Consider the following 22,118-nt stretch of genomic DNA (forward strand, 5'->3'; position numbering starts at 1 on the left):
TTAAAGGGTTTTAGCATCAATTAGATACCAAACTCAGCGCGGTACGCTTTTACGGCTTCTAGTTGCTCAGCATTATCGCCTTTCTCTTCTAAGAAAGAGATTAAGTCAGTCAGACTTACAATCGAAATGATTGAGCAATTGAAATCACGTTCAACTTCTTGAATCGCCGATAACTCACCTTTGCCTTTTTCTTGACGGTCAATAGCCACAAGAACACCCGCTAAATCAGCACCATTTGCTTGAATGATTTCCATTGATTCACGAATCGCTGTACCGGCTGTGATCACGTCATCAACTAGCATAATGCGGCCTTCAAGTGCGCTACCAACTAGGTTGCCACCTTCACCGTGATCTTTTGCCTCTTTACGGTTAAAACAGTATGGCTTATCTGTATCATGATGATCAGCTAATGCTACTGCTGTCGTTGTTGCGATTGGAATGCCTTTGTACGCAGGGCCAAATAATACGTCATATTCAATACCTGAATCCGCCAATGCCGCTGCATAAAAGCGACCTAAACGAGCTAAATCACGACCGGTATTAAATAAGCCAGCGTTAAAGAAATATGGGCTTTTACGACCAGACTTTAAAGTAAACTCACCAAACTTTAGTACTTCTTTCTCAAGGGCAAATTCAATAAACTCACGCTGGTATGCTTTCATTTTCATTCTCTCTTTTTGGTATTGTGATATTTAAAATAAAAAACTATACGCTACGCTAACTAGAAACTAGACCGCTTCGCTCCTATAAGAGCAAAGGGTTCAGGTCTCAGGTTTCAGGAAGGTCAAAAGCGAGTACACCTGAAACCTGCAAGCGTAGCGTCCTAAATCCGACTATTTCTCTTACTCTAGGACGAAGTCCGTCCTCAATTCTCGGAGCGTAGCGTTCTCGCCCCTGCTCTTAAACACATAAAAAAATAGCCCCTAAATTAGGAGCTATTAAAATCAATTATTCGGCCAACGCCGCTTTCTGCTTCTCAATAATGTCATTGATGCCCTGTTGCGCCAGAGCCAACATATCTAACAATTCTTGGTGAGAGAACGGCGCTTCTTCTGCCGTGCCCTGCACTTCAATCATTTTGCCATCTTCCATCATGACAACGTTCATGTCTGTATCTGCTGCTGAGTCTTCTAGATACTCAAGGTCGCAAATTGCTTCGCCGTTGTAGATACCAACAGAAACAGCCGCTACATGACCTTTCATTGGGTTCGACTTTAGTTTACCCGTAGCAATCATGTGATTAATTGCGTCAGCTAACGCCACACTTGCACCAGTAATAGATGCTGTACGAGTACCACCGTCAGCTTGAATAACGTCACAGTCAACAGTGATCATTTGTTCACCTAGAGCTTCAAGGTCAACTGCTGCACGTAAACTACGAGCGATCAAACGTTGGATTTCCATCGTACGACCACCTTGTTTACCGCTTGCTGCTTCACGGCGGTTACGAGTGTGTGTTGCGCGAGGTAGCATACCGTACTCAGCGGTTACCCAACCTTTCCCTTTGCCTTTTAACCAGCGAGGAACGTTTTCTTCAACACTTGCAGTACAAATTACTTTTGTATTACCAAATTCAACTAATACTGACCCTTCTGCGTGTGCAGTAAAGTTACGAGTAAGTGTAATTGGACGGACTTGCTGAGCTGTTCTTCCGCTAGGACGCATGGCAGATACCTTGATTATGACAAATTGTCGCCGATTATACCCAAGTCCAAGAATAAAGCATAGCTCCTGTTTCTCTAGTTACTCACTATTGCGCTTATCTGTTATAGTATCGCGATATTTTATTCATCATCCTTCCTATTGATGATTTGAGGACGCTTACATGATCTACAGTATGACGGCTTATGCACGCCGCGAAGTAAAAGCAGATTGGGGTAACGCTGTGTGGGAAATCCGCTCAGTGAACCAACGTTATTTAGAAACTTATTTCCGTATGCCAGAACAGTTCCGTGGCTTAGAACCTGTTCTTCGTGAGCGTTTCCGTAAGCGTCTTGCTCGCGGTAAAGTAGAATGTCACCTACGCTTTGAAGCAAACAATGCAGCAAACAGCGAACTAAAAATTAATGAAGATTTAGCTCGCCAAGTGATTAAAGCGGCACAATGGGTAAAAACAGAATCAGGCGAAGGCAGCATTAACCCTTTCCAAGTTCTGCAATGGCAAGGCGTAATGGAAGCCCCTGAGCAAGATTTCGATGCGATTAATAAAGAGCTTCTTGAGCACTTTGAACTAGCAGTAAATGACTTCATTGAAGCTCGTGCAAGTGAAGGTGCAAACATGCAAGCACTTATCGTACAACGCTTAGATGCTATTACTGAAGAAGCAGCAAAAGTTCGTGCTCGTATGCCAGAGATCCTAGAATGGCAACGTAACCGTCTTCTGACTAAATTTGAAGATGCGAAAATTGAATTGGATTCTTCTCGTGTTGAGCAAGAGCTGATTCTTTTAGCTCAAAAATCGGATGTAGCTGAAGAGATCGATCGTTTAGATTCTCACGTTAAAGAAGCAAACAGTATTATGAAAAAAGGCGGCGCATGTGGTCGTAAACTGGACTTCATGATGCAAGAGTTTAACCGTGAAGCAAACACGTTAGCATCTAAATCGATCAGCACAGATATCACTGCATCTGGTGTTGAACTAAAAGTACTTATCGAACAAATGCGTGAGCAAATTCAGAATATTGAATAATTCGATTCTACTAAATATAGATTAATAAAAAGCCCTGAATTTATCAGGGCTTTTTTATGGCTATCAATAACGATGCTCTTTAACTTATCTTTTGTTTTCTTCTCTCTCCCATTCCTAGCGAAAAAAGCTTAGTCCAAAAAGAAGCATCGAGCTTAGTGACTAAAATTCCACAAAGTAGAGGTAACAACAATAAAACAGAGGTGGTAGATATGCTATTTCCCGCAAACCAAACAGAAAGACTTAAAGCGATAAGAGGGAAAAATAAGAAGCAGATAGATGCTGTAAATGGTGAAGATACTTGACCAAGTTTAAAGTAAGCGACAATGCCACCAACACTTGCAAATATACCCAAATAAACAACAGCCATTATCGAATCTACAGAGAATGTACTCACATCTGGTTGCTCGATAAACATAGACGTGACAAGTAAACATAAAGAAGCGATCAAACTAGGAAGCGCATTATATGTAAGTACAGGAACTCGTTCACAGAACTTCTCAACCAACACATACATGATGGCATGCATAAGAACAGCACCTCCTAGAGCTAAAAACCCAAGCAGATAGTCCTCTCCACCTAAACTCATCTCCTTTGTTAAGATCAAAATTAAGCTTAAAACAGCAACGAATAAACCGCCGATTTGAATTTTTCTCAGCTTTAAACCTAAGAATAGACTGGATGTAAACATCACGGCGATTGGCATATTTGCAAAAATAATCGAAGCTAACCCTGACGAAATATACTGCTCTCCAAAAATCATCAAGGTGAACGGAATAGCGAAATAAAACATCGCTACTATCAGCATCCAAACTCTCTTTCCTTTCGGGAAAAAGAGGGATTGCTTAAACAACTTAGCTAACATAATTAATAATGGTGAAGCGATTAAAAAACGCAAACCAGTCGCAAAGATTGGAGGTATCGTCTGAACGGCAAACTCCATTGCAAGCCAAGTCGTTCCCCAAATTAAACAGACTGAAACAAACAATAATGTGGGTAAATATTTCTTATTCATAATGCGCTCCTTCTTTACATACAGAGCGAACAGAATGATTACATGAGAAGCAAACGTATTGAGTTAAATAGAAAAATACGTAATTAATAAATCTAAAAGACATTTTCAGATCCCTATCAAAAAGCGAGGTAAATCCATCAACGAATTGATGTACCTGCATGACAAAAAAGCACGCGTGTATTCACGCATAGATATCATTGTGGTGTGACAAAATCGTCACTAGATAGGAATTAACTGATTGGAGGTCGGTAAAGATAACCGAGATCAGCACTTAAGTAGGTGGTAGATACCATAGGGGCTGATACAAAATGATAAGGCGTTATATTCACAAACAGTGAATTACTCACCAGACTGCTGCTTGATGCATGCCCATGAGAACAACATTGCTTTTCAAAACAAGAGCCTCCGGGATCACAACATCCAGGTTCTGATGATTGAATATCACCAAGCTCTAGATTACAAAAATCAATGTGGCTAATTTCAACCACAGCATGATTATCAGAGAACTGAGTGGGTAAATTTTCTGCGCGAGATGTCGCACTATATAGTGTTAAAACTAATAGTGTCGTTATTAAAATACAAATTGTGGCTATCTTTCTAGTTAGCATCACAATATCTCGTTAGACATAAATACAAGAGTGAAGATAACGGTATACGAGTCACTTCACAATAAGCATTACGTTTTTTTACACAATCCTTACAACAACAAAATACGATTCTTTTCATCTATTTGTTATTAAAACGCCCCTGTAGTTAATTACTACCGGGGCGTTTTATTGTTACAAACAAAAAAGAGCGTGAAGGCTATTCATCATAATGTTTGTTTTCGTTTATTTCATATGGCCAGTAATGATGTCCAATACGGATCAATAACGTCGCAGCTGCAAGAATGAATGCGGCTAACGCTAACCACACCACTAAGGTCGCATCGATCTCTTTCATTCCTAACGTGATGTAACGAGCAATGGCCATCATGGCGATGTAGATAGGGTAACGCACTGGAATTTTACCGTTCATCACGAACTGCTGCACCATGGCCAACACTTCAAGATAGATAAACATCAATAAAATATCAGTTAATTGAATTTGCTGTTCGACAAAAACATGAATGAATTCGTTCACCATCGCAAATAAGGTGGCTAGCGTAATAGCGACCAATAATATTGCTTCTAAAATATGGAAAACTTTTAAAAACGGTTTACTAAATGATTTCGGCAGATGAGAAGGCATAACTAAAATATCCACTATTATTAAGGTTGAGGATTAATTAAGCCTTAATGATAGTGCCAACTCGATTTAACACAAAATTATTATTTGAATTAGCGTATTTCTTTCATTCAAATTGATTCTTGATTGTGCTATTCTTCGCCACCCAATTTTCTATGCTTCGCATTTCCTCTCAATATCTAAAAAAATGGTATATTAAGAGAAATGCCATAACTCCCAAGAGAATCTATCATGAGCAAAGGTACACTTTATATTGTGTCAGCCCCAAGTGGTGCTGGTAAGTCGAGTTTGATCTCGGCACTGTTAGAAAGCAACCCAACTTATGCTATGAAAGTCTCTGTGTCTCATACTACTCGTGGTATGCGCCCAGGAGAAAATGATGGTGTTCATTATCACTTTATTCAGAAAGAGCATTTTGAAGAACTGATTCAAAAAGGTGAATTCTTAGAATATGCCGAAGTGTTCGGTAACTACTACGGAACATCTCGAGTATGGATCGAAGAGACCCTTGATAAAGGTATTGATGTGTTCTTAGATATTGACTGGCAAGGTGCTCGTCAAATCCGTGAACAAATGCCTTTAGCAAAAAGCGTATTCATTCTGCCTCCATCAAATGGAGAACTAGAACGACGCCTAAATGCACGTGGCCAAGACAGCGACGCTGTTATTGCTAAGCGCATGAGCGAAGCAAAATCTGAAATTTCACATTACGATGAATACGATTATGTGATCATTAATGACGATTTTGATACTGCACAAATGGACTTCCGTTCAATTATCCGTGCAGAACGCTTAAAGCAAGACAAACAAACAACGAAATATAAAGGCATGTTAGAAGCGCTATTAGCGGACTAATTTCTTCATATTTCTACGAGTATCTTGTAACCCTAGCTAGAAACTTATACGGGTTACTTGTATACTTTCTCATCATATAACTATTTTTGTTAATAAATTGGAGTCCTCATGGCACGTGTAACCGTTCAAGACGCAGTTGAGAAAATCGGCAACCGTTTCGATCTAGTACTTATTTCTTCTCGTCGCGCACGTCAAATGCAAACTGGTGGTAAAGATGCGCTAGTGCCTGAAGAGAACGATAAAACAACTGTTATCGCTCTTCGTGAAATTGAAGAAGGCCTAATCACTAAAGAATTACTAGATGCTCGTGAGCGCCAAGAGCAACAAGAGCAAGACGCAGCTGAATTAGCAGCAGTAAGCTCAATCACACACAATCGTTAATCTTTATAATCTCTTGTAGATTGTAAAACAGCAAACCTGACGGGGCGAAATTTGGATTTATTCGATAGCCTGAAAGATGTTGCCAAAGATTACCTGCCAGAGCCTCACATTGAGGCTCTTCGTCGATCTTATCTGGTAGCAAAAGAAGCCCATGAAGGGCAAACTCGCTCAAGTGGCGAACCTTATATCATCCACCCAGTAGCTGTGGCTCGAATCCTTGCAGAAATGAAGCTCGACCATAAAACGCTGATGGCTGCGCTGCTTCATGATGTTATTGAAGATACAGAAGTAAGCAAAGAAGAGCTCGCTGAGCAATTTGGTGACACGGTTGCCGAATTAGTGGATGGTGTTTCTAAGCTGGACAAACTTAAGTTCCGCGATAAAAAAGAAGCACAGGCTGAAAACTTCCGAAAAATGGTCATGGCGATGGTGCAAGACATCCGCGTTATATTGATCAAACTTGCTGACCGAACTCATAATATGCGCACACTGGGTGCTTTACGCCCTGATAAACGTCGCCGCATTGCTCGTGAAACTTTAGAAATTTTCTCTCCTTTGGCGCATCGCCTTGGTATCCACAATATTAAAACTGAACTTGAAGAGTTAGGTTTTGAAGCTCTTTACCCTAATCGCTATCGCGTATTAAAAGAAGTGGTGAAGTCAGCTCGTGGTAACCGTAAAGAGATGATCCAAAAAATTCATTCTGAAATTGAAGGCCGTATTGCTGAAGCTGGTATTACCGGCCGAGTGATTGGTAGAGAGAAAAACCTGTTCGCTATTTACAATAAAATGAAAAATAAAGAACAGCGCTTCCATACCATTATGGATATCTATGCGTTTCGAGTGATTACCGATAATGTCGATACTTGTTACCGAGCATTAGGTCAAGTTCACAGCATTTACAAACCTCGTCCGGGTCGTATTAAAGACTATATTGCGGTACCAAAAGCCAATGGCTACCAATCGCTTCATACCTCTATGGTTGGCCCTCACGGTGTTCCTGTTGAAGTACAAATTCGTACTGAAGATATGGAGCAAATGGCGAACAAAGGTGTTGCTGCACATTGGTCGTACAAAGAAGGCGATAACTCTAGCACGACGGCTCAAATCCGAGCACAGCGCTGGATGCAAAGCTTACTTGAACTTCAACAAAGTGCAGGTAGCTCATTTGAATTTATTGAAAATGTAAAATCGGATCTCTTCCCGAACGAAATTTACGTTTTCACTCCAAAAGGCCGTATTTTTGAACTGCCTGTTGGCGCAACGGCTGTGGATTTTGCTTACGCCGTTCACTCTGATGTTGGTAATAGCTGTGTTGGTTCACGTGTTAACCGTCAACCTTACCCGTTAAGTAAACCACTTAAAAATGGCCAAACGGTTGAAATCATCAGCGCTCCAGGTGCTCGTCCAAATGCAGCATGGCTGAACTACGTCGTGACATCAAAAGCACGAACTAAGATCCGCCAAGTGCTAAAAACCATGCGCAAAGAAGATTCTGTGGTATTAGGCCGTCGCCTATTGAATCACGCTTTAGGTCATAACGTATCACTAGACGATATTTCTCAAGAAAATATTGAACACGTTTTATCTGATCTTAAATTAGCAGAACTTGATGACTTACTGGCCGCTATCGGCTTAGGTGAGCTGATGAGTATTGTTATTGCTCGTCGCCTATTAGGCTCTGCTGATGAATTAACAGAACAAACCTCAAACATTGAAACCACCACAGGTAAAAAGCTACCAATCCGTGGTGCTGACGGCATCTTACTGACATTTGCAAACTGTTGTCGCCCTATTCCAGGTGATCACATTATTGCTCACGTAAGCCCTGGCCGTGGCCTTGTGGTTCATATGGAAGAGTGTGCGAATGTTCGTGGTTATCAAAAAGAACTTGATAAGTACATGGGCGTTGAATGGGCTGATGAATTCGATCAAGAATTTGATACAGCATTAGATATTGATATCCAAAACCACCAAGGTGCATTAGCTGATTTGGCGAATGTAATTGCAGGTACAGGATCAAATATCCGCGGTATTTCAACGGAAGAAAAAGATGGGCGCTTATATACAGTAACCATCGAGCTTACGGTGAAAGATCGTAAACATTTAGCTGAAATTATGCGTCGTATCCGTGTTATGCCACACGCACTTAAAGTACGTAGACATAAGAACTAGATGCGAGGGACGAGGTTCGAGTACGGACTTCGTCCTTTTAGTTAGATCTAGGTTTCAGATCGCTTCGCTCGCAGGTTTCAGGTGCACTCGCTTTTGATCTTCCTGAAACCTGAGACCTGAATCCTCGCTTCTCCATACTTATCCCTAGCCCCTCTAACCATCCCAAGAATTAAAATTATGAATTTAGAACGCTACCAACGAATTACTTCTGTATTAAAAGCTCGTCAAACTGATCTCACTCTTTGTTTAGAAGAAGTACATAAAGCCAATAACGTTTCTGCGATTGTTCGTACTGCTGATGCAACAGGCATCCACAAAATTCATGCGGTTTGGCCTACAGAGCAGATGCAGATGCTAGGACATACTTCTGCTGGTGCTCGTAATTGGGTTGATGTGGAAACACATAAAAATATTGAAGATGCTTTTGCTACGCTTAAAGAACAAGGCATGCAGATTCTAGCGACAAATCTATCCGATACTGCGGTAGATTTTCGTGAAATTGACTACACCAAACCAACGGCCATCATTCTTGGCAGTGAAAAAACAGGCATCAGCAAAAAAGCATTAGCGATGGCTGATCAAGACATCATCATCCCTATGGTTGGTATGGTGCAATCGTTAAATGTATCGGTTGCAAGTGCGCTTATTTTATATGAAGCGCAGCGTCAGCGTGATTTAGCAGGTATGTACAACCGTGAAGAGAGTGCGTTACCAGAAGAATATATTAACCGTGTGCTATTTGAACGTGGCCACCCTGTATTAGCAAAAGTCGCTAAGCGTAAAGGTCTTCCTTTCCCACAATTGGATGAAACTGGACAAATTATTGCTGATGATGCTTGGTGGGAAACGATGCAGGCAGCGGATTAAGAACGAGAACTTAGGGTTCAGATCGGTCGCAAGCTCCCTTGCAGGATTCAGGGGTGATCGCTGTGAGACTAGAGACTATACGCTTCGCTAGCTAGAAACTATAAAAGCAAAAAAGCGAGGGTTCAGACTTCAGGTTTCAGGAAGAGCAAAAGCAAACCAGACTCTGCTCTTGCTCTTCCTGAAACCTGCAAGCGCAGCGTCCTGAAACCTAGCAATCACAACCACCCCCCTCTAACTCCCCCTTATATCAACTATATCGATCTCATAGCAATAGTGATAAAGAGGGAGAACCATTCTTTGTCACTGTGATTTCAGCGAACACCTCTGAATTCTGCAAGCGAAGCGATCTGAACTCTGCTGTTGCTCTTATAGTCTCCAGCCTCTAGTTAGCGAAGCGTATAGTCTCTTGCTCTCCCTCGTCCCTCGAGCGAAGCGTCCTCGCCCCTGCTCTCAATCCCTCATCAACATAAACGTCCCAGTAAATTCAGCCGCAGGATTATCACCATTACACAAATCGACTTTTACTTTCACTCTTGCACGTTTACCTGATTGCAGACGATCAAAATCCCCTTCCAAGCAATTCAATGAAGTTATACCTTTAGGGTTATCAACAATAGGTTGGCGATATCTAATATGACTATCAACCAACATAATACTGGTGGTATCTAAGCCTCGTTCTTTTAGCAACAGCCAAACAATTCCCCAAGCGGTCAATGTGCCCATGGTGAAAATGCTGCCTGCGAACATACTATTATGTGGATTAAGGTTGGCATTTAAAATGGCACTGACTTCAAATCGATAACCAGTGTATTGGGTGATTTTAATCCCCATTTTATCGCTGATTGGAATTTCATTTTCCCAACGCTTCTGAAGTTCTGAACACCAATCAGGACGTCGCAATACATCAGCTAATGGATCTAAATGTTTGAGCATTTGTTGGTGACGAACAGGCCCTCTTTCATCACTCAATTCCCCTTGGCTAGTAAATCCATTTCTGACATAAAATGGAATCGCATCTTCACGAGCATTACACACCAGGCGTTTCGCGTTCTCTTGGCGAGCATAAGACTCCAGAGCAACCATAATCAATGCACCAATACCTTTTCCTCGGCAATGTGGTGCAACAGCCATATAGCGAATTTGACCATCATTATCAGGCGTTAAATATAAACGCCCGATGGCAACAGGCTGATCACGACCATCTAAAATCATTCGATGTTGGCTCATATCATCATACGCATCTCGTTCAGAACCTTCCGGCTGACGCCAAGGTTCACGTAAGATTTTCCAACGAAAATGGTAGTAAGCTTTTAATTCAGCTTCTGTTGTTGGTGTGATCAATCGAAACATATAAATCCTTTTATTATGATTAGGGAGGAGTGCGCTACGCTTCGAGAAACGAGTACGGACTTCGTCCTCAAGGAAGAGCAAAAGCAAACCGAACTCAGTTCTTGCTCTTCCTGAAACCTGCAAGCGCAGCGACCTGAAACCTAATTCCCCCCCTCGAGCGAAGCGTCCTAGAATCTCGCCCCTGCCCTTAAACCTGCAACCAAAACGTCACAGGCCCATCATTCACTAGCGAAACTTTCATGTCCGCAGCAAAGCGTCCTCGTTGCGTATCTAACTTCTCTTCACATAAGTCAGAGAAATAATCATACAAACGCTCAGCGTCCGCAGGATGCGCTCCTTTTGAAAAACCTGGACGAGTACCCTTCTTAGTATCTGCAGGCAGCGTAAATTGCGATACAACTAATACGCTACCATTTACTTGTTGCACATTTAAGTTCATCTTACCGTCTTGATCTTCAAATACTCGGTAAGTTAAAACTCTTTCCATTAAACGCTTAGCTTTTGCTTCGTCATCTTCTCTTTCAACGCCTAATAAAATTAATAAACCTTGATTAATTTCACCAGTCACTTCGCCATCTACTTTTACAGCGGCTTCACTTACTCTCTGGATCAGTGCTATCACTTTCTATCAACCCTTGTTGTTCTGTTAACGCTTTAATATCTGATTCAAGTATATTGGTGCTAACTTTTCCCGCTAGCCACCCTTCAAACTCACCTAAACTTGCGGTAATTTCAGCGCCAATTAGAACAATAATCCAGCACAAATATACCCAAACAAACAAAATAGGAACGGCTGCTAATGCGCCATAGATGACTTGGTATGAAGGAAATTGCGTTATGTATTGAGCAAAACCCACCTTACTAAACTCAAATAGACACCCCGCGGACATGGCACCAATAAGCGCATGAGTCACTCGAACTTTTTTGTTCGGCACTAATAAATACAAACCAACAAATGCAGAGAATGACAATATGATAGGTAACCAACCCAATAAAGTCCGATAAAAACTGGAAACTATTTCATCATCCATGATCTTTAATGACGTGACGTATGACGTTGCCGCCAAACTTGCGCCAACCAATAAAGGGCCTAAAGTTAAGATCATCCAATACAATGAAAATGAATACATTGGACGACGTTTTTTCTTTACTCGCCAAATGTAATTCAAACTGCGATCTATCGATGAGATCAGCATTACAGAAGCTACAAATAAGAAACCAGAACCTACTGCCGTCATCTTACCCGTATTTGAAATAAACTCTTTTAAACTGGCTTCAACCGCATCACTGGCGGCTGGTACAAAGTTTTGAATCACAAAGGCTTGTACCGTCTCTCCTGCTCCAGAAAAAACAGGAAATTGAGACAATACAGATAGCAGAACCGTAATTAATGGCACCAAAGACAGCAAAGTGATGTAAGCCATATAACCAGCACTTACCGTTAACCTGTCATGAATAACTCTTTGCTTTAAGAAAAGTAGATATGACCAGCCAATCCTCAGCTTGTGTTTTATTTTATCTTCCATCAATTCACTCTTTAACATATCAATCTCTATACATCATAACAGATAAAAAAAATCCCTTCGTAGTTGCCTACAAAGGGATTTTAAATTTTATTAGATTTGTGATTTAACTAAAAGCTAAATCCGAATCAAGAATTACTTAGGTGCACGACCTGCACGCTTACGATCGTTCTCTGTAAGGTGACGCTTACGGATACGAATGCTTTCAGGTGTTACTTCTACTAGTTCGTCGTCATCGATGAACTCTAGAGCTTGCTCAAGTGTGTACTTGATTGCTGGAGAAAGTACTTGTGCATCATCTGTACCAGAAGCACGAACGTTAGTTAGTTGCTTACCTTTCAGACAGTTAACTGTAAGGTCGTTAGAACGGTTATGAATACCGATAACTTGACCTTCGTATACTTCATCAGCGTGCTCTGTAAATAGACGACCACGTTCTTGTAGGTTAAATAGTGCGTAAGTCAGTGCTTTACCAGTTGCGTTCGAAATTAGAACACCGTTGTTACGTTGACCGATAGTACCGCCCTTGTGAGGACCGTAGTGATCAAACGTATGGTAAAGAAGACCAGAACCTGAAGTCAGAGTCATGAACTCAGTTTGGAAGCCGATAAGACCACGAGAAGGCATCATAAAGTCCATACGAACACGGCCTTTACCATCTGGTGCCATATCAGTTAGCTCACCTTTACGGATACCAATGTTTTCCATGATACCGCCTTGGTGCTCTTCAAGAACATCGATAGTTACGGTTTCAAATGGTTCTGTTAGGTTGCCGTTTTCATCTTTTTTGATGATAACTTCTGGACGAGATACTGCTAGCTCGAAACCTTCACGACGCATGTTTTCGATCAGGATAGATAGGTGAAGTTCACCACGGCCTGATACGCGGAATTTGTCTGGATCTTCAGTTTGCTCAACACGTAGTGCTACGTTGTGAACAAGTTCTTTTTCTAGACGTTCAAGGATGTTACGTGAAGTAACGAACTTACCTTCTTTACCAGCAAACGGAGATGTGTTTACTTGGAAAGTCATTGTTACTGTTGGTTCATCAACAGAAAGTGGAGTCATCGCTTCAACGTTGTTTACGTCACAGATAGTGTCAGAGATTTTAAGCTCGCCAAGACCTGTAATTGCAATGATGTCACCAGCGTTAGCTTGTTCAACTTCGTGACGCTCAAGACCTAGGTAACCTAATACTGTACCTACTTTACCGTTACGTTTAGAACCGTCAGCACCTACAACAGTTACTTGTTGGTTTGGTTTAACAGAACCACGAGTAACACGTGCAACACCGATAACACCTACGTAAGAGTTGTAATCTAGTTGAGAAACTTGCATTTGTAGTGCGCCGTCAACGTCAACGTTTGGAGCATCTACGTTATCAACGATAGCTTGGAACAGTGGTTCCATGTTTTCGCCAGTTTCACCTTCTTCTAGTGTAGCCCAACCGTTAAGAGCTGAAGCGTAAACTACTTGGAAGTCTAGTTGTTCGTCAGTTGCACCTAAGTTATCGAATAGGTCGAATACTTGGTCCATAACCCAATCAGGGCGAGCACCTGGACGGTCAATCTTGTTGATTACAACGATTGGCTTAAGACCGTGTGCGAAAGCTTTTTGCGTAACGAAACGAGTTTGAGGCATTGGACCGTCAACTGCGTCAACGATAAGAAGAACAGAGTCAACCATTGACATGATACGTTCAACTTCACCACCGAAATCGGCGTGTCCAGGGGTATCTACGATGTTGATACGGTGATCGTTCCAGTTAATCGCTGTATTTTTTGCAAGGATCGTAATACCACGCTCTTTCTCGATGTCGTTCGAGTCCATTACGCGTTCTTCAGTCTCACCACGAGATTCTAGTGTGCCTGATTGTTGTAATAGCTTATCAACCAGTGTTGTTTTACCGTGGTCAACGTGCGCAATAATTGCGATATTTCTTAGTTTATCAATCTGTGGAGTAGACATGGATTCAAATTCACTCAGAGCGTGTAGAGCCACCATTGGCACTACTTGGTTTAAAAACGGTCAATAATTTAACAGATTTTAGAGCAAAACCCACGAAATATGTGATTAAAGACACAATTATTTTTAAATTAATTTAATACAGCACACAAAAACGATGAAAAAACAGCCAATTTACGTTCTATTTTTCCCTTCTAGGATTTTACTTCCGTCTTAAAATGAAAAAATAAAAGAACTTTAAGATCAGATAATTAAGTAAAACGAATACATTTCATTACGCTCTTTTCAAATCAATCGTATTGACAAATTTTTGATTTAACTGCTGAATAGCATCTAGAAGTAATTAATAACTTGAACTCACCTCGCACCAATATAGTGCAACTAGAGATCAAAATGGTGCAAACTGCATTGAAACACATGCACCAAAGAAAACAAGTTATTGATATTAATGGATTATTACTTTTGGCATGCTTCTAGCAATGTAGTTTATAACAGCTAAGCTGACCAATATTTATATTATAACACCGGAGGTTATCCTACATGTCAGTAGAAAACGTACTAGCTCTGATTCAAGAGAACGAAGTTAAATTTATCGATTTGCGCTTTACCGATACAAAAGGTAAAGAGCAACATATCTCAATCCCTTCTCACCAAATTGATGCGGACTTCTTTGAAGAAGGCAAAATGTTTGATGGTTCTTCAGTTGCAGGTTGGAAAGGCATTAACGAATCTGACATGGTAATGATGCCAGATCCAGCAAGTGCAGTGCTTGACCCATTCACAGAAGACTCAACACTAAACATTCGTTGTGACATCCTAGAGCCAGCAACACTTCAAGGTTACGATCGCGATCCACGTTCAATCGCTAAACGTTCTGAAGAATACATGCGCTCTACTGGTATTGCTGACACGGTTCTAATCGGTCCTGAACCAGAATTCTTCCTATTTGATGATGTACGTTTTAACACAGACATGTCTGGTTCTTTCTTCAAGATTGACGACATCGAAGCGGCTTGGAACTCAGGTACAGAATACGAAGGCGGTAACAAAGGTCACCGTCCTGGTGTTAAAGGCGGTTACTTCCCAGTAGCACCTGTTGATTCATCTCAAGACATCCGTTCAGCTATGTGTTTAATCATGGAAGAAATGGGGCTTGTTGTTGAAGCACACCACCACGAAGTTGCTACTGCGGGCCAAAATGAGATCGCTACACGTTTTAATACGCTAACAACAAAAGCGGATGAAACTCAAATCTACAAATACGTTGTACATAACGTTGCACACGCATTTGGTAAAACAGCGACATTCATGCCTAAGCCACTTGTTGGTGATAACGGTTCTGGTATGCACGTTCACCAATCTCTAGCAAAAGATGGCGTTAATCTATTTGCTGGCGATAAGTACGGCGGCCTATCTGAACTGGCTATCTACTACATTGGCGGCATCATCAAACACGCTCGTGCAATCAACGCATTTGCTAACCCATCAACTAACTCATACAAGCGTCTTGTACCTGGTTTTGAAGCACCTGTTATGCTTGCATACTCTGCACGTAACCGTTCAGCATCTATCCGTATCCCAGTAGTACCAAGCCCGAAAGCTCGTCGTATCGAAGTTCGTTTTGGTGACCCAGCAGCGAACCCATACCTATGTTACTCAGCAATGCTAATGGCTGGTCTTGACGGTATTAAGAACAAGATCCACCCAGGTGAAGCAATGGATAAAGATCTGTATGACCTTCCAGCGGAAGAAGCAGCAGAAATCCCAACAGTTGCAGAATCTCTAGATATCGCACTTAAAGCACTAGACGAGGATCGCGAGTTCTTAACCGCTGGTGGCGTATTCTCTGATGACTTTATCGATTCTTACATCGGTCTTAAATCTCAAGATGTGGAAGCAATCAATACAGCAGTTCACCCACTTGAGTTTGAAATGTACTACTCAGTTTAATATTCACAATTTATTGCTGATTAAAGTAAAGAATTGATTAATTTTTAGGCTCGCCTCACAGGCGGGCCTTTTTTATATTGGCAAAAAAGGATTTAAAGGCAACACTCTGTTTTGGTTCGTTTTCTTTACAGAGCCGTTCGAGATTTCATCTCTGTAGTATCGTATGAAGTCATAAGATAATGGCAATCCAATTAACTGAATAACCAAGACAGTTAATTCGATCAGCAACGCATCATCCATGGTGGTAATATGTCTTATAAACAGCTTATATTTCTTATCTTATTCTCTACATCTGCCTTCGCTGGTACGGTGTATACGTGGGAAGACAGTGATGGAACAAGGCATTTCAGTGATTCTCCACCACCAACAAACATCAAATCGAAACAACTCTCGTTATCTACTAGCGTGCCTTTAGAGGAATCTTATGATGATACGGCTACATCCGTAGAACCTGTCGCAAAGAAAACCAAATCAAAAGCACCTGAGAAAAAAGACAAAAAGCTTGAGATTTCATTTAGCAATTTACAACAAGAAGAAACCATTCGAAGCTCTCGTGGACACATCACCGTGCTAACGGATTTAAACCGTAAGTTATCCATCGATGAAAAACTGCAGCTTATGCTTGATGGCTCCCCTTACGGTCTACCTCAAGCATCAACTGAGTGGAAGCTAACAGGCATAGATCGAGGTACTCACCTTATTACTGTTGTTGCTATCAAAGACGGCAAGAGAATTGCATCATCACCTATTATCACCGTGTATCTACACCGACCGTCTGCAAACTAGAGGAATTCATATAGTTCCATTCTAAAAAGCAAGGTATGATGCACCATGATGGTGCATTTATTAATTTGCTATAAGGATGATGGCATTAACGATGGATTTCTCAACTCAATTACTTGAACACCAAGTCACAGCAATTTTATTGCTCGATGATCAACGCCAAATTCATTATGCCAATCCTGCGGCTGAGCAACTGTTCTCTCAGAGTGCTCAGCGTATGGCTCAACACGCCTTTGATGATTTATTTCATTCTCCGCAATTTGATTTATCCACTCTCATGCTGCCATTAAACACTGGACAAAGTGTGACTGACAGTGATGTTCGTATCATGATTGATGAACAACCACTTTATATCGAGCTAACTTCTAGCCCGGTTGCTATCAATAAATCACTCTATTTATTAGTTGAAATTCGTCAAATAGAGCAGCAAAGACGCCTATCTCAAGAGATTAATCAACACGCACAGCAACAAGCTGCAAAGGTTCTTGTTCGTAGCTTAGCGCATGAAATTAAAAATCCATTGGGTGGATTACGTGGAGCAGCACAATTACTAGAACGCATGCTGCCTGAACGTGAACTTCATGAATATACCCAGATCATTATTGAACAAGCCGATCGTCTACGAAATTTAGTGGACCGTTTACTGGGCCCTCAAAAGCTCGGAACAAAACAGCCAGAAAACTTGCATGCTATCATTGAAAAAGTTCGCCAACTCATTGAATTGAATTCATCTTATCAAGTAAAAATCATTCGAGATTATGACCCAAGCCTGCCCGATTTTGACGTAGATGCGGAGCAAATAGAACAAGCTATTCTCAATATCGTAAGTAATGCAGCAGAAGTTCTTAAAGACCAACCTGACGGTACGATCACTTTAAAAACCAGAACCGATTTCCAAACCAACATCTATGGTCAACGTCATAAACTCGCAGCAAAAATAGACATTATTGATAATGGCCCAGGGATCCCCAGCCACATCCAAGATACGCTTTTTTATCCTATGGTTAGCGCTCGTGAAGGTGGTACAGGATTGGGATTATCTATCTCGCAAAATTTAATCGATCAGCATAATGGAAAAATAGATGTCTCTAGCTGGCCGGGAAAAACCATTTTCACCATTTACCTCCCACTAAAATAAAAATAACCTCACAAGAGGGATAACGGAGAAGCAAAATTATGAGTAAAGGATTTATCTGGGTTGTTGATGATGACAGCTCCATTCGCTGGGTATTAGAAAAGACTTTAACCAGTACCAATATGATGTGTGAAAGTTTTGGTGATGCCGAAAGCGTCATTCAAGCACTAGAGCGCAATGTACCTGATGTGATTATCTCAGATATTCGTATGCCGGGAATGGATGGTTTATCGCTTCTTCATCATATTCAAGAAAATTACCCAGAACTACCTGTGATTATCATGACGGCACACTCAGATTTAGATGCCGCTGTCAGTGCTTATCAAAAAGGGGCGTTTGAATACCTACCTAAACCTTTTGATATTGATGAAACTCTCACCTTAGTGGAGCGTGCTTTAGCACATAGCCAAGAACAAAAAAAGCAAAGCATCAACACCCCGAAAAAGGAGCATCATGTTCCTGAAATCATCGGCGAAGCACCCGCAATGCAAGAAGTGTTTCGAGCTATCGGACGCTTATCTCGCTCATCAATATCCGTTTTAATTAATGGTGAGTCTGGTACCGGTAAAGAATTGGTTGCCCACGCCCTACACCGACATAGCCCAAGAGCAAATAATGAATTTATCGCACTTAACATGGCAGCAATTCCTAAAGATTTAATTGAATCGGAACTGTTTGGTCATGAGAAAGGCGCATTTACAGGTGCAAACTCCGTTCGAAAGGGTCGCTTTGAGCAAGCTAATGGCGGTACGCTATTTTTGGATGAAATTGGAGATATGCCATTAGATATTCAAACCAGACTACTGCGTGTTCTTGCTGATGGGCAATTTTATCGTGTCGGTGGACACTCTCCTGTTCAAGTGGATGTTCGTATCATTGCTGCAACTCACCAAAACCTTGAAAAATTAGTGACTGATGGTGAATTTAGAGAAGATTTATTCCATCGCTTAAACGTAATTAGAGTTCATATCCCAGCCTTAAGAGAAAGACGTGAAGACATAAATAAACTCGCAGAGCATTTCTTACGCTTAGCCGCAAAAGAACTGGCAGTCGAGTGTAAAACACTAAGCCAAAGTGCCAGTGATAAATTAAGCCAGTGCGATTGGCCAGGTAATGTCCGCCAACTGGAAAATACCTGTCGTTGGCTGACAGTAATGGCAAGCAGTCAAGAAGTGTTACCTGCGGATTTACCCTCAGAGTTATTCTCAACACCAGAACCTCAACAACATCAAACCACTGATTGGCAAGAGCAACTTAGTGCTTGGGTTGAAATCCAACTAAACCAAGGTGAAGAAGACATTCTAAATAAAGTGATACCCAATGTTGAACGTATCTTATTAGATAAAGCACTGCATCATACGCATGGACATAAACAAGAAGCCGCAAAACTGCTTGGTTGGGGACGAAATACACTGACAAGAAAGTTAAAAGAGTTGGAATAAAACTGAAGATTCTGTCATGGCTGCCGATATATTTATAATCAGCAAATTGAGTTACATAGATAATAACGGTTACATCATTTATCTATAAAAACACAGAATAGCGCAGTGTAAAGCCCATGACAGAACTCACAAATAAAAAACAGTTTTCCTTACGAACGGCAGTAATGCTTCCATTCATTGCCGTTTTGCTGATCACGCTAAGTATTGTTTTTTACACACAAAATAATAGCTACGAAAAGCTAGTTGGTGATGTAAGTGAGAAAGTACTTACCTCTTACACTCAAAATACCCATGCTGACCTTAACATCTTTTTGAACGCTCCAAACTTTGCAGTAAAAAGCATGGTTGACCAAATTCAGCGCTATCAAATGTATCACCCTAACGATACTAAACAGCTACAACAATTCTTAAAAGATAGTCTTGAAGGCATCTATACTAGTCTTGAGCAAATGGACGTTCTCTCTTTTGGGGGAGAGAAAAAAGAGTACATAGGCTTTCGTCGTGAACCAAACGCAGAACTTTCTCTTATGCTTCAAGATAAAAGAACGGATGACGATCTCATCATTTATCGTGGAAGCAAAATCTCTGATGATATTCGCACAGTCATTGCAAACTACGACCCTCGTTCTCGCCCTTGGTATAAACCCACCGCAACAACATTAAAACCCTCTTGGTCTAAAATCTATACTAATGCTGATGAGAAAAAAGAAATCACCATTTCAACCATGCACCCTGTATTCTATGATGATGACTTTATTGGTGTTTTTGCTGCAGATGTAAAGCTGGATTCATTTAACAAATTCTTATCTCAAGAAACAAAGCAGACCAAAGGCGTTATTTACTTAATTGACGAACAACAACGTTTAATCGCTCACTCAAGTGTCGGAAGTGTATTGTCCATCGGCACTCCAAATAGCCCTGTAGGCTCTCGCTTACTTGCGACTGAAAGCTGCGATGAGGCCATTCAACAAAGTGCTACTTACATTAAAACCAACCAGTTAATTAATAAAAATAATCACGCTGAAGTTTTCTCTTTCTACTACAAAGGCGAGCGTTATTTCAGCCAAATCACCCCTTATATCGATGGTAATAATTTAGATTGGTACATCGTTATTTCAATATCGGAAAGCGACTTACTTGGACACCTTCAAGAAGAACAACGTCGTGGTTTATTTTTTGGCATCGTACTCGCTGCTATTGGTTTAATTGTTGGTGTTTATCTAGTTACTCAAGTGACTAAACCCATTTTTACTACCGCAAATGCGGCACGCAATATCGCAAGTGGTAATTGGAATAATAACGTTGAGGCTCAAGGAAGTATTTACGAAACAACACTATTAATGAATGCATTTAATGACATGACCAATAAGCTCCAATCGTCATTTGATGCTATGCGTCAACAAATTACCTTTGACTCTTTAACTCAAGTGCTCAGTCGACAAGGCCTTATAGAGCAATGTCGAATCATGCTTGATAAAAAAGAGAATCATGAACAAGGGTTACTTGTTATCGGTATTAATAATTTTAGAGACATCAATGACAGCTTTGGTATTTTAGAAGGTGACCAATTACTCAAGAACATCAGTGACCGCTTACAGTGCAGCTTTACTCAGGACAACATTGCAATTGCTCGAGTTGGAGGAGATGAGTTCGCTCTATTCTTCTCAAGACTCAATGATGTCGAACAACTAAAACAATATGCACGAGATATGGAAGGCTGTTTTATGACCCCATTTAGAGTGGCATCAAACAACTCCCTTTTGAGTATATCAACAGGTTTGGTTTATGGTGATTTAAGCTGTGATTCCATGACGCTTTGGCTAAGAAATGCCAGCATAGCTCTGGGGCAAGCGAAAAAGAACAACCTTAATATGTCACTGTACACCCCTGAAATGGCAGAGGCTTCATTACATAAAGCAAATATGACCGCTGAACTGTCTTTGGCAATTAAAAACAAAGAGCTTGTCCCTTTTTACCAACCAATAATTGATATAAAAAGTGGCAAAACCATAGGTGCAGAAGCATTAATTCGCTGGTTAAGTCCATTAAGAGGAATGGTTTCACCATTAGACTTTATTCCGCTAGCTGAAGAAAACGGCATGATAATTCCTATGGGCTCTCAAATATTAACTCAAGCTTGCTTGGATACGGTTGAGCGCATTAATCAAGGTCTTTGGCCTGCTGATTTCCACATGCACGTAAACTTATCGGTTTGCCAATTAACCCAAAATAACTTTTTGGATGAACTAAAATCAGTATTACATAACACAAGAATGGCTCCAGAAAATCTCACCCTAGAAATTACGGAATCACGCCTAGTAAATCATGATAATTCGACCATTAATACCATGCAGAAAATTCGTGATTTAGGTGTTCAAATTGCTATTGATGATTTTGGTACGGGTTACTCATCTCTTGCTTATATTCATAAACTGCCATTTGATGTATTAAAAGTCGATCGTTCATTTATCAAAGATTTGACAGCTGAAAATATCGATTCATCCATTGCGGCGGCCGTATGCAATATGACTCAAGGATTTGATATTACTCTGGTTGCTGAAGGTATTGAGACACAAGAACAAGCGAAATTATTGGCATCACTCAATTATCATCACGCTCAAGGCTTCCTCTATAGTCGCCCTATTCCTTTAGAAGATTGGCCAACAGAATAAGTTAACATCACAACGCAATCGTTCAGATTGCGTTGTTTTTAACCGTTTTGCTACTGACACATTCCACACTTGTCTCTATACTCTGCTGTAAT

Annotated in this window: 19 protein-coding genes; 10 read left to right on the forward strand and 9 right to left on the reverse strand. The window is 40.9% G+C overall.

The features are described 5' to 3' along the window. Positions 1-20: 20 nt before the first annotated feature. On the reverse strand, positions 21-662 hold the full coding sequence (gene pyrE / locus GNP81_RS17845; protein ID WP_005417014.1) for an orotate phosphoribosyltransferase: 642 nt from the start codon (positions 660-662) through the stop codon (positions 21-23). A gap of 286 nt (positions 663-948) precedes the next feature. Then, a complete protein-coding gene (gene rph, locus GNP81_RS17850; protein ID WP_005417011.1) occupies positions 949-1,665 on the reverse strand; it encodes a ribonuclease PH in 717 nt (238 codons plus the stop codon). Positions 1,666-1,825: 160 nt separating this feature from the next. Between rph and GNP81_RS17855 the strand changes: the two genes are divergently transcribed. Then, entirely contained in the window at positions 1,826-2,689 is an 864-nt protein-coding gene (locus GNP81_RS17855) for a YicC/YloC family endoribonuclease (RefSeq protein WP_005417008.1), read from the forward strand. 79 nt (positions 2,690-2,768) lie between these two features. Here GNP81_RS17855 and GNP81_RS17860 read toward each other — a convergent pair whose 3' ends face one another. The 3 genes from GNP81_RS17860 to GNP81_RS17870 form a co-directional block, all read right to left on the reverse strand. Continuing rightward, on the reverse strand, positions 2,769-3,701 hold the full coding sequence (locus tag GNP81_RS17860) for a DMT family transporter (protein WP_155673709.1): 933 nt from the start codon (positions 3,699-3,701) through the stop codon (positions 2,769-2,771). 230 nt (positions 3,702-3,931) lie between these two features. Continuing rightward, on the reverse strand, positions 3,932-4,309 hold the full coding sequence (locus GNP81_RS17865) for a hypothetical protein (protein WP_155673710.1): 378 nt from the start codon (positions 4,307-4,309) through the stop codon (positions 3,932-3,934). 196 nt (positions 4,310-4,505) lie between these two features. Beyond that, entirely contained in the window at positions 4,506-4,931 is a 426-nt protein-coding gene (locus GNP81_RS17870; protein ID WP_155671822.1) for a phosphate-starvation-inducible PsiE family protein, read from the reverse strand. A gap of 228 nt (positions 4,932-5,159) precedes the next feature. On the opposite strand from GNP81_RS17870, the gene gmk reads away from it, so the two are divergent. From gmk to trmH, 4 genes are all read left to right on the forward strand, one after another. Next, the gene (gene gmk, locus GNP81_RS17875) at positions 5,160-5,783 is read left to right on the forward strand and encodes a guanylate kinase (RefSeq protein ID WP_105056694.1); all 624 of its coding nucleotides are present in this window, start codon (positions 5,160-5,162) and stop codon (positions 5,781-5,783) included. A gap of 108 nt (positions 5,784-5,891) precedes the next feature. Continuing rightward, the gene (gene rpoZ / locus GNP81_RS17880; protein WP_005416998.1) at positions 5,892-6,164 is read left to right on the forward strand and encodes a DNA-directed RNA polymerase subunit omega; all 273 of its coding nucleotides are present in this window, start codon (positions 5,892-5,894) and stop codon (positions 6,162-6,164) included. Positions 6,165-6,215: 51 nt separating this feature from the next. Then, positions 6,216-8,339 (forward strand): bifunctional GTP diphosphokinase/guanosine-3',5'-bis pyrophosphate 3'-pyrophosphohydrolase, encoded by a 2,124-nt coding sequence (gene spoT, locus GNP81_RS17885; RefSeq protein ID WP_065624634.1) that lies wholly within the window; start codon positions 6,216-6,218, stop codon positions 8,337-8,339. Positions 8,340-8,516: 177 nt separating this feature from the next. Further along, a complete protein-coding gene (trmH, locus tag GNP81_RS17890) occupies positions 8,517-9,206 on the forward strand; it encodes a tRNA (guanosine(18)-2'-O)-methyltransferase TrmH (RefSeq protein WP_005416984.1) in 690 nt (229 codons plus the stop codon). A 450-nt stretch (positions 9,207-9,656) separates the two neighbouring features. Here the strand turns inward: trmH and GNP81_RS17895 are convergent, their stop codons facing one another. The 4 genes from GNP81_RS17895 to typA all read right to left on the reverse strand — a co-directional run bounded on the left by GNP81_RS17895 (position 9,657) and on the right by typA (position 14,047). After that, positions 9,657-10,556: a bifunctional GNAT family N-acetyltransferase/hotdog fold thioesterase gene (locus tag GNP81_RS17895; RefSeq protein ID WP_155671824.1), complete on the reverse strand. Its 900-nt coding sequence runs from the start codon at positions 10,554-10,556 to the stop codon at positions 9,657-9,659. 187 nt (positions 10,557-10,743) lie between these two features. Then, a complete protein-coding gene (dtd, locus tag GNP81_RS17900) occupies positions 10,744-11,178 on the reverse strand; it encodes a D-aminoacyl-tRNA deacylase (RefSeq protein WP_336495380.1) in 435 nt (144 codons plus the stop codon). After that, entirely contained in the window at positions 11,150-12,082 is a 933-nt protein-coding gene (locus tag GNP81_RS17905) for a virulence factor BrkB family protein (protein WP_005416973.1), read from the reverse strand. The genes dtd and GNP81_RS17905 overlap by 29 nt, the downstream gene beginning before the upstream one ends. Positions 12,083-12,214: 132 nt before the next feature. Continuing rightward, entirely contained in the window at positions 12,215-14,047 is a 1,833-nt protein-coding gene (gene typA / locus GNP81_RS17910; RefSeq protein ID WP_054775395.1) for a translational GTPase TypA, read from the reverse strand. Between the two features lie 537 nt (positions 14,048-14,584). Here typA and glnA point away from each other — a divergent pair. The 5 genes from glnA to gepA all read left to right on the forward strand — a co-directional run bounded on the left by glnA (position 14,585) and on the right by gepA (position 22,026). Next, the gene (glnA, locus tag GNP81_RS17915; RefSeq protein ID WP_011260968.1) at positions 14,585-15,994 is read left to right on the forward strand and encodes a glutamate--ammonia ligase; all 1,410 of its coding nucleotides are present in this window, start codon (positions 14,585-14,587) and stop codon (positions 15,992-15,994) included. Positions 15,995-16,243: 249 nt separating this feature from the next. Next, the gene (locus tag GNP81_RS17920; RefSeq protein ID WP_017019537.1) at positions 16,244-16,780 is read left to right on the forward strand and encodes a DUF4124 domain-containing protein; all 537 of its coding nucleotides are present in this window, start codon (positions 16,244-16,246) and stop codon (positions 16,778-16,780) included. A 79-nt stretch (positions 16,781-16,859) separates the two neighbouring features. Beyond that, positions 16,860-17,915 carry a nitrogen regulation protein NR(II) gene (gene glnL / locus GNP81_RS17925; protein ID WP_041941289.1) on the forward strand — a complete coding sequence of 352 codons (1,056 nt, stop codon included), beginning with the start codon at positions 16,860-16,862 and terminating at the stop codon, positions 17,913-17,915. 38 nt (positions 17,916-17,953) lie between these two features. Then, positions 17,954-19,354, forward strand: a complete 1,401-nt coding sequence (glnG, locus tag GNP81_RS17930; protein WP_155673711.1) for a nitrogen regulation protein NR(I) — start codon at positions 17,954-17,956, stop codon at positions 19,352-19,354. 116 nt (positions 19,355-19,470) lie between these two features. Further along, the gene (gene gepA / locus GNP81_RS17935) at positions 19,471-22,026 is read left to right on the forward strand and encodes a phosphodiesterase GepA (protein ID WP_155673712.1); all 2,556 of its coding nucleotides are present in this window, start codon (positions 19,471-19,473) and stop codon (positions 22,024-22,026) included. The last annotated feature ends 92 nt before the right edge of the window (positions 22,027-22,118 follow it).

Origin of the sequence: Aliivibrio fischeri, assembly GCF_009727955.1 — a bacterium.
In the GTDB taxonomy this organism is placed as follows: Bacteria; Pseudomonadota; Gammaproteobacteria; order Enterobacterales; family Vibrionaceae; genus Aliivibrio; species Aliivibrio fischeri_A.